Source organism: Streptomyces sp. SID3343 (genome assembly GCF_009865215.1).
Classification (GTDB): domain Bacteria; phylum Actinomycetota; class Actinomycetes; order Streptomycetales; family Streptomycetaceae; genus Embleya.
The window spans coordinates 1-6978 of the sequence record NZ_WWJX01000110.1; the positions used below are offsets into that span (position 1 = coordinate 1).

General features: G+C 70.2%; 3 protein-coding genes and 1 pseudogene. 2 read left to right on the plus strand and 2 right to left on the minus strand.

All coding sequences use genetic code 11. The features are described from left to right. Nucleotides 1-799, minus strand: a pseudogene (locus tag GT354_RS03850) (hypothetical protein); the annotation flags it as partial. A 167-nt stretch (nt 800-966) separates the two neighbouring features. Between GT354_RS03850 and GT354_RS03855 the strand changes: the two are divergent. Together GT354_RS03855 and GT354_RS03860 are read left to right on the plus strand one after the other, a co-directional pair. Continuing rightward, nucleotides 967-2115, plus strand: coding sequence for a hypothetical protein (locus tag GT354_RS03855; RefSeq protein ID WP_161354745.1), 1149 nt, complete (start codon nt 967-969; stop codon nt 2113-2115). Between the two features lie 395 nt (nt 2116-2510). Then, nucleotides 2511-2879 carry a hypothetical protein gene (locus GT354_RS03860; protein ID WP_161354746.1) on the plus strand — a complete coding sequence of 123 codons (369 nt, stop codon included), beginning with the start codon at nt 2511-2513 and terminating at the stop codon, nt 2877-2879. A 59-nt stretch (nt 2880-2938) separates the two neighbouring features. Here GT354_RS03860 and GT354_RS03865 read toward each other — a convergent pair whose 3' ends face one another. Beyond that, the gene (locus GT354_RS03865; protein WP_161354747.1) at nt 2939-6574 is read right to left on the minus strand and encodes an ATP-binding protein; all 3636 of its coding nucleotides are present in this window, start codon (nt 6572-6574) and stop codon (nt 2939-2941) included. Nucleotides 6575-6978: the final 404 nt, after the last annotated feature.

Consider the following 6978-nt stretch of genomic DNA (forward strand, 5'->3'; position numbering starts at 1 on the left):
AGCCGTCCGCGGCGGCCGCGGGGCCGTGGTCGTCGAGGACGGTGTTCCTGCCGCGGGTCCTGCGGGCGGGCGCTCCCGGGGTGGAGCCGGGGATCGTGGGGACTTCGCCGGTCTGCGGGTCTCGGTCGGGATCGTCGAGGCTGAGCACGATCTCGTCGAGGAGGTCCTCGTCCGGCATTTCTTTGCCGCTGTCCATCGCTTCCTGGCAGCCGTCCTCGACGAGTCGCTCGAGCAGGCCGACCACGCCGTCGGTGCGGCGCATGAGGTATTCGGGCATGGTGCCGCCGGTGAGCATCCCCGGAGGGGCCTTGAGCAGGCGCAGGTTGGTCCCCAGCCCGGCGAGACGGTCGTGGAACGCGGTGATCCGGGCGGGTGTGGTGTAGCGGAAGCGGTCGAGTTCGACCAGGTCGAAGCGGTGTTCGGTCTGGGTGGCCTCCAGGCCGTGGACGCGGGCCTGCCCCCGGGGCGACAGCACCCACTGGTGGGACCGGGGGTCCCACCGCCCCTGTCGCAGCAGGCCGGAGCCGGCGATGTCGACGCCGACCAGGACGAGGGTGACGTTCATGCTCATGAGGGCGCGGACCAGGTCGAGGGTGTCCTGGTCGTCGGCGCGGTGCATGCGCAGGCGGGTGACGTCGTCGAGGATCAGCGCCTGGGTCCCGTGGTCGTCGAGGGAATCGGCGACCTGACGGATCAGTTGCGGAAGGGTCAGGCGACGGGTCTCGGCGCCGAAGAAGTCCAGGATCGCCTGGCACAGGCCCTTGGGTTTCGCCGTGACCGGTGTCTGGCCGCGGGTCACGGGTGGGGGAGCGGGTCGGCAGGCGTCGATGTACCGGACGGGGCGCCGGTTCGCGTGGGCGTCCTCGGCGCGAACGCGACGAGGGTCGCCCGATGTGAAACGTGTGCAACGGAGCCCCGTTCTTGTCATCCTTGGGGCAATGCCACATGCGGTGCCGAGGGGGATGCATGGCGAGTGCGCGTCGTTTGCTGCGGGCCTACTGGCCGCTTGTGGCGGTGCCGTTCGTCGCGGTGTCGCTGGACGGGATCCTGGTGTGGCGAGGGCAGGCGTGGAGCCTGTCCGACTGGATGGCGAACGTGGTGCTGGGAGCGGTGGTGACGGTCACCGTGGGTGTGCTGTTGGCACGCCGACAGGCGTCGCTCCAGGAAGCCCTGGCGGATCTGGAGTTGATCGAGAAGGTTGCCGTGCTGTCCGGCCGGGTCTCGTACCTGCGGACGTCGTCGCAACCGGGCGAGATCGTGCGGGCGTTGTACGACGCGCGCGCCGGGATGTCGTTGGTTCCGCTGGCCCGTGGTCCCATGCAGGCCGAGTATCTGCAGACCGTCGTCGCGGTCATAGGGCACGTGGAGAACCGACTCGTGTCCTCCCTGGAGGCATACGCCGACTGGACGGCCGACGATTGGGAGCAGTTTCGGCGAGTCGTGCTGAGCCTTGGCGAGAGCACACGGGCCGGTGCCCGAACGTCGTCGACCGTGCGCACGCACTGGACGGATTCGATCGACCCGGCGACTCGCCGGTTGGCGGTCCTCGCCGCCTCGTCCGTGCCCTTCGACGCGTTCCGCAACCATTACACCGACGGCCCGGACCGGATCCGGGTCGCCCTCGACTGGGATCGGCTCGCCGGCCTGACCCGGGCGGTCGGCGCGTCGGTGCGGATCGAGCGGATCCACACCAGGATCGCCCCCTACGACCTGGCGGCGCTCGCCCACTTCCATGCGCCCTGGTACGCGGATCCGGGATGCCCGGCCGGGCGGGAAGTCGGACACGACCACCCCTCGGCCCACCCGATCCGCCACACCCAGGTGGTCGACAGGGCCGCGGTCGTGGACACCGATCGCAGCGCGCGGATCACGTCGTTGAGAAGCTGGTACTCGACGCAGGCCAACAACGGCGAGATCGGCCTGACCCTGGCCACGTGCGCGGCTGACCGCGATCACGTGCTCGTCCTGGACGGCAACCATCGGCTGGTCGCGCTCGCGGGACTCGTCAAGGAGGGATGCCCCGCGACCCTGCGCGAGTTCCGCGTCACCGGCCTCGCGGACGCGGTACCGCCCCTGGTACCCGATCTGGCGCACTACCCTGCCGCCACGTCCTGACGAGGCGGAACCGCGCACCACGCACCGTGCTGCCGCTCGGCTGCGGCCCGAGAGCGGCGCGTGCCGCGTCGACGCCACGCGTGTCGGGCTTCTTCGGCGGATCGCCCGACTGGATCGGCCATGCGTTCACCCACTGCCGCAGGCTCTGCGAGAACGCGGTCGTCGGTCACCGGCTGACGAGGACAATCAATCCGCGCCCGGCTTCGGTCGCCTCGTCCAGCCAGTTCCGGTGTGTGTCGACGACGCAGTGAAAGTGCTCGAAAGCGTGGATGGCCCAGCGGCCGACGCTCGGGGCCGCCGCGCCTTGGGAAACCTCGCCGATCTCCGGCCACGGCACCGCCTCTATCGGTTTCTGATCCCAGTCGTGCGGGGACTTCGGGGCCTACGCTGGTGTCGTGTTCGAGGGCAGCGGTCAGACCGGGGATCGGGTGTGTCCGGGTTGTGGCGAGCGTCCGAACCTGTCCGTGAACTGCCCGACCCACACCCTGGACCCGCTCCCGGAATACGTCCACGGCACCGACGCCCACACGGTGGGCGTCCGCACGCTCGCCCACCCCCACCACGACGCAAGCGTCGGCGTCCGGACCGGCACCCTCGGCGCCGTCGCCCGGTACGGCGGGACGATGCGGCTGACCACGACCGACGCCGGCGGTCCCGACGACGCCCCGCCTCTTGCGGACCCCGTGTATGTCGTGTGTCGGCTCCTCCACCAACCCGGGGCGCGGGTCGCGGTGTTCGGCACGGGCAAGTGCCTTCTGCGGTGAGGCGACCACCCTTCCTCGACTTCTACGGCACCGTCGCCGCCTTCCTGCGTATCTCGTTCCTATCGGAACCATGCGTCGGCGTCGGCGACTTCGCCGAGCGCCTCGTCTTCGGTGCGCGCGAGGACGGCCTCGACTTCCAGGATCCAGTCCAAGGGAAAGTCGAAGGGTCGGGCCATCATCGGGCCGATGACGGTGGCGGCCGTGGCCGCGTCGTACGTCGGGAGGCGGTCGCGGCCGACGATGTCATGGGGTTCGTGCGCTCGAAACGCTGCGCACACGTCTTCACCGGGGCTGCTCGTCATCCTGTCGCCGAGCGCCAGGAGCGCGGGCCAGGCCGCGGCTCCGTAGGGTGCCAGGTCCCTCAGGGCCGTGGTGGTGAAGTGCGAGTACGCCACTGCGCGGACGTGGTGGGCGACCAGCAGGGTGGTCATCGGGGAGAGGCCGGCTGTCCCGGCCAGGATGGAGCCTCTTCGCTGTTCGGAGACAGCCACGGACGCCCCGATGCGGCTGGAGCTCAGGATCAGGGCCTGCCGTGATTCCTCGGGCAGAGCGCGGGTTGCCTCGTCGACGCCGCTCAGATGTGCCTCGACGACGTCGTCGGAGGCAACGGTGAGCAGCGCCAGTACCCAGGTCGCGCGCGACAGTGGGTCCCGGTGCAGCTCGTACTGGGTCGTCCACCACGATCCCGTGTCGCGGAAGCCTCGGATGTCCTGAACGAGTCGTCCGTAGTCCGGACGCGGACCGAAGGGACCGGAGCCGGGGGTGGTGTCTCCTTGGGCGGCGAAGTTCGTCGGAGTGGCGGTGGCGCCGATCACGGCGATCTCGGCCGCGAGCCAGCACGGCCCGAAGACGTCGGCGAGGGTACGCGCGGTGTCGACCCAGGGCGCGACGGTGTCCCGTGACTCCCGGGTGAACCTCCGCGCCTGGCCCAACCGGGCGAAACGGTCGTCTCGCGACCGCAGTCGGATCAGGGCCGCTCGGTGTTCGTCCGGCCCGATCCTGCGGTCGGCGTGGTGTACGGGTACGCGGTACAGAGGATCATGGCCGAGGGTGTGCCGGAAGACTTGTAGTTTGCGTAGGAAGTGCTGCGGCGCCGCGACCCTGAGCAGGTCATGGGCGAAGCCGGTGAGCGAGGCGCATTCCACGTCCGAGCAGTGCCCGTCGAGCACGGCGCGCACCAAGGTCTTCTCCGTGGTGGAGCCGGCCTCGGCAGGAAGACCGACGGCGACGGCTGCGGTGGCGATGTGCGGATCGTCCAGGTTCAGGCCTTCGAGGTCGGAGCCTTCGGTCCGGGACGCGGCGGCGAGGGCCGCACCGATCGTCAACCACGCGCGCTCGTCGTTCGTGCCGATCGCGGCGCGCATGTGGGGGAGCCACCACGTGTCGAAGACGCCTCTCTCGTCGATGAGTTGCTCGGTGAGGGCGAGCCGTTCGCGGGTCGCGACCGAATGCGGGTCGTCCGCGATCCGGTCGAGCAGCGCAGCCGTCAGATCGTTCGCGCCCGAGTCCCAGCCGAGAGGGGGGATCTCGCCCGCGTTGAGAGCGTGGTTGATCAGGCGCACGCTGAGCGGGTCGAGGAAGAGCTCGGCCGCGCTCTGCTGGGACCGGGTGCGACAGCGGAACACCCCGTCCCTCAACAAGGTCCACGCGGTGAAACGGACCTGCCGCAACCGCGCCGGGTTGCCCCATTCGTCTTTCAGACCCTCGATCAGACCGCCCAACTCGTTCGGTTGCGCGAAGCCCGCGTAGAACCTCGTGGTGTTGAGCCAATACGGGCGGCGCACCAACTCGCGCAGCACGTCGACCTTGTCGAACCGGGGCAGGTCAGCCCCGGCGAACGCGTACAGATACCGGGCCGCGAAGTACTCGCGCAGCGGCTGGACGTCGAACTGGAAGGTGCCCTCGACCTTGCTGGTCAACGCCCACACCCGAGCGGTGACGCCGGTGAACAGGTCCTCGACCAGCGACGTCTCCTTCCGGACGTCGAACAGGTAACCCGCGATCTCCCTCTTCAGCCTGTGGGTGGCGATCAGACCGTTGCCCTCCCGGGCCTCGGCGCGCGACTGCAGCAGCCAGCCCAGGAACGCGGTGACCTCCTCCAGGACTACACGGTGCTCCTCCACCGCCGGCGTCTTCTCCGCCTCCCGATCCAGGAACGTCTCCATGTAGGAGGTATAGAGCTCGGTCCTGCCCGAAGGCACCGAGTTCCCACGCTTTTGGATCAGGTACAACAGAATCGTCAACTGCATCGGATTGTCCGCCAGTTGCGCGATGTGCGGCTCGCTCGAGCGCTGCCGGAAGACCTGCTCCAGCGAGCGGCGCTCCGCGCCCCGGACGCCCCTGGCGTCGGCCCATTTGCGCAGATAGCACGCGCGCAACTCCGGGCTGAGCCGGGACAGCACCAGTATCTCGTAGTGGTCTGCGGACGGCTCGGCGAGCTCGGCGGCGTTGGGTCGGGTGGTCACCACGACCTGCGGTGGGAACGGGCACACCCGCAGGCGAGCGGTGAACGCGTCGATCTCCTCGACCACCCGCACACGCGTGTCGCTGCCGGCGACCTCGTCGAGGCCGTCGAGCACCAACAGCAGCGGCAGACGACGCATGATGTCGTTCACGATGCCCACGTCCGCGACCAGGCCGCCGCTGCGGGCCCGCAACAACGCCGCCAAGAACGCCTCCAGAGAGCCCTGCGGACGCAACCCCGAGGTGGCCCGGGGTCCGGTGTCGTCCTCGTCGCCGAAGGGATCGCGGTAGGCCAGCCAGGCCGCGTAGTCGCGCAGATCCACCCGCAACGGCATCCGCGGCCCTGCGACAGTCGGCGTGCCGACCGCGGCGACACCGGGCAGGTACGCGGCGCGGTGCATCTGGCACAGGTACTGGCCCAGCGTGGACTTCCCCTGCCCCGGCTCCCCCCGTACCAGGGCGAACGGCCGGGCCGCGCCCGCGAGATACTCCGCCGCGCCGCCCAACTGCTCCCCCAGGCCCGACCGGAAACCGCCGAAGGCGGCTTCCGGCTTGGTGATCCGCATCGCCTCCACGTCGACGAACAGGTCCTGGAGACGATGGGTGTCCAGCTCGACCTGCTTGAACTTCACCTTGGCGTCCTCGTCCCACTGCGCGGCGATCACCCGCAACAGCAGGCCGCGCAATGCGTCCTCGCGGGCGGCGACCCTCTCGCCCTCGATCAGGTACCGGATCAGATCGTGGCCGGCGAGCATGTCGGCGTACGCCCACTTGAGTTCGGCGGGCGCGGTGTCCACGCGCGCGTCCACGTCCGCGCGCCACCACACGCGCATCTCGATACCGAAGTCCGCGCCCAGGTCGGCCAGGACGGCATCGAGTTTGTCCATGTTGCCCTTCCTGGGCACCGCGGTTCCCGCCACCGACGTGATCAGGTAGTAGTCGCGGGCGCCCTCGGCGACGAGCCGCCGAATGTTGGCCTCCTCCTCCTTGATGGTGGCCCTCAACCACGTCACCGGGTTTTTCACGGCGTTCGCCGACCACTTGACCTGGTAGATCACCGTGCGCCCGCCGGTGGTGTCGACCGCGTCCCGCCCGCCGTCGGAGTGCCCCACCGGGTAGCACCGCATGTCCGGCGTGGACTGGGCGAGCAACGCGCCACACAACTGCTGGAAGGGCTTCTCGCCCAGTCGCTCGTACAGATACCGCCACGACTGACCACCGTCACCGCTCACCACACGCCCCCATCCCGAACCTCGGACGCCCACCACGCCGGAACCACAAGATAGGCGCAACCCCCGTCACCGGACGCCCGAGAGCGCGAGAGTCCGGCCGGCGGGCGTGCGGGCCCGGCGTCCGCACCTCATACGACCAAACCGACGTCGCCGACGTGCGGCAGGCCGTCGGCCGCAAGCCCCGCGAATGGCGTGCCACCGGCCCCGACGACCCGCCGGACGACGGCGGCACCACATGAACGCCCCGCCGCCCGAGGAACCGCCGCCCGGCTGCGCCTGCCCGAACCCGTGGGCGGACCTGGTCACCGTCGTCGAGGGGCGAAGCCTGCGCGCCCGCCCCGCCGCGACCCCGGGACCGGTCGCCGCGCTCTACGTCGCGCACTGCGCGAGGTGCGGCGCCCGAT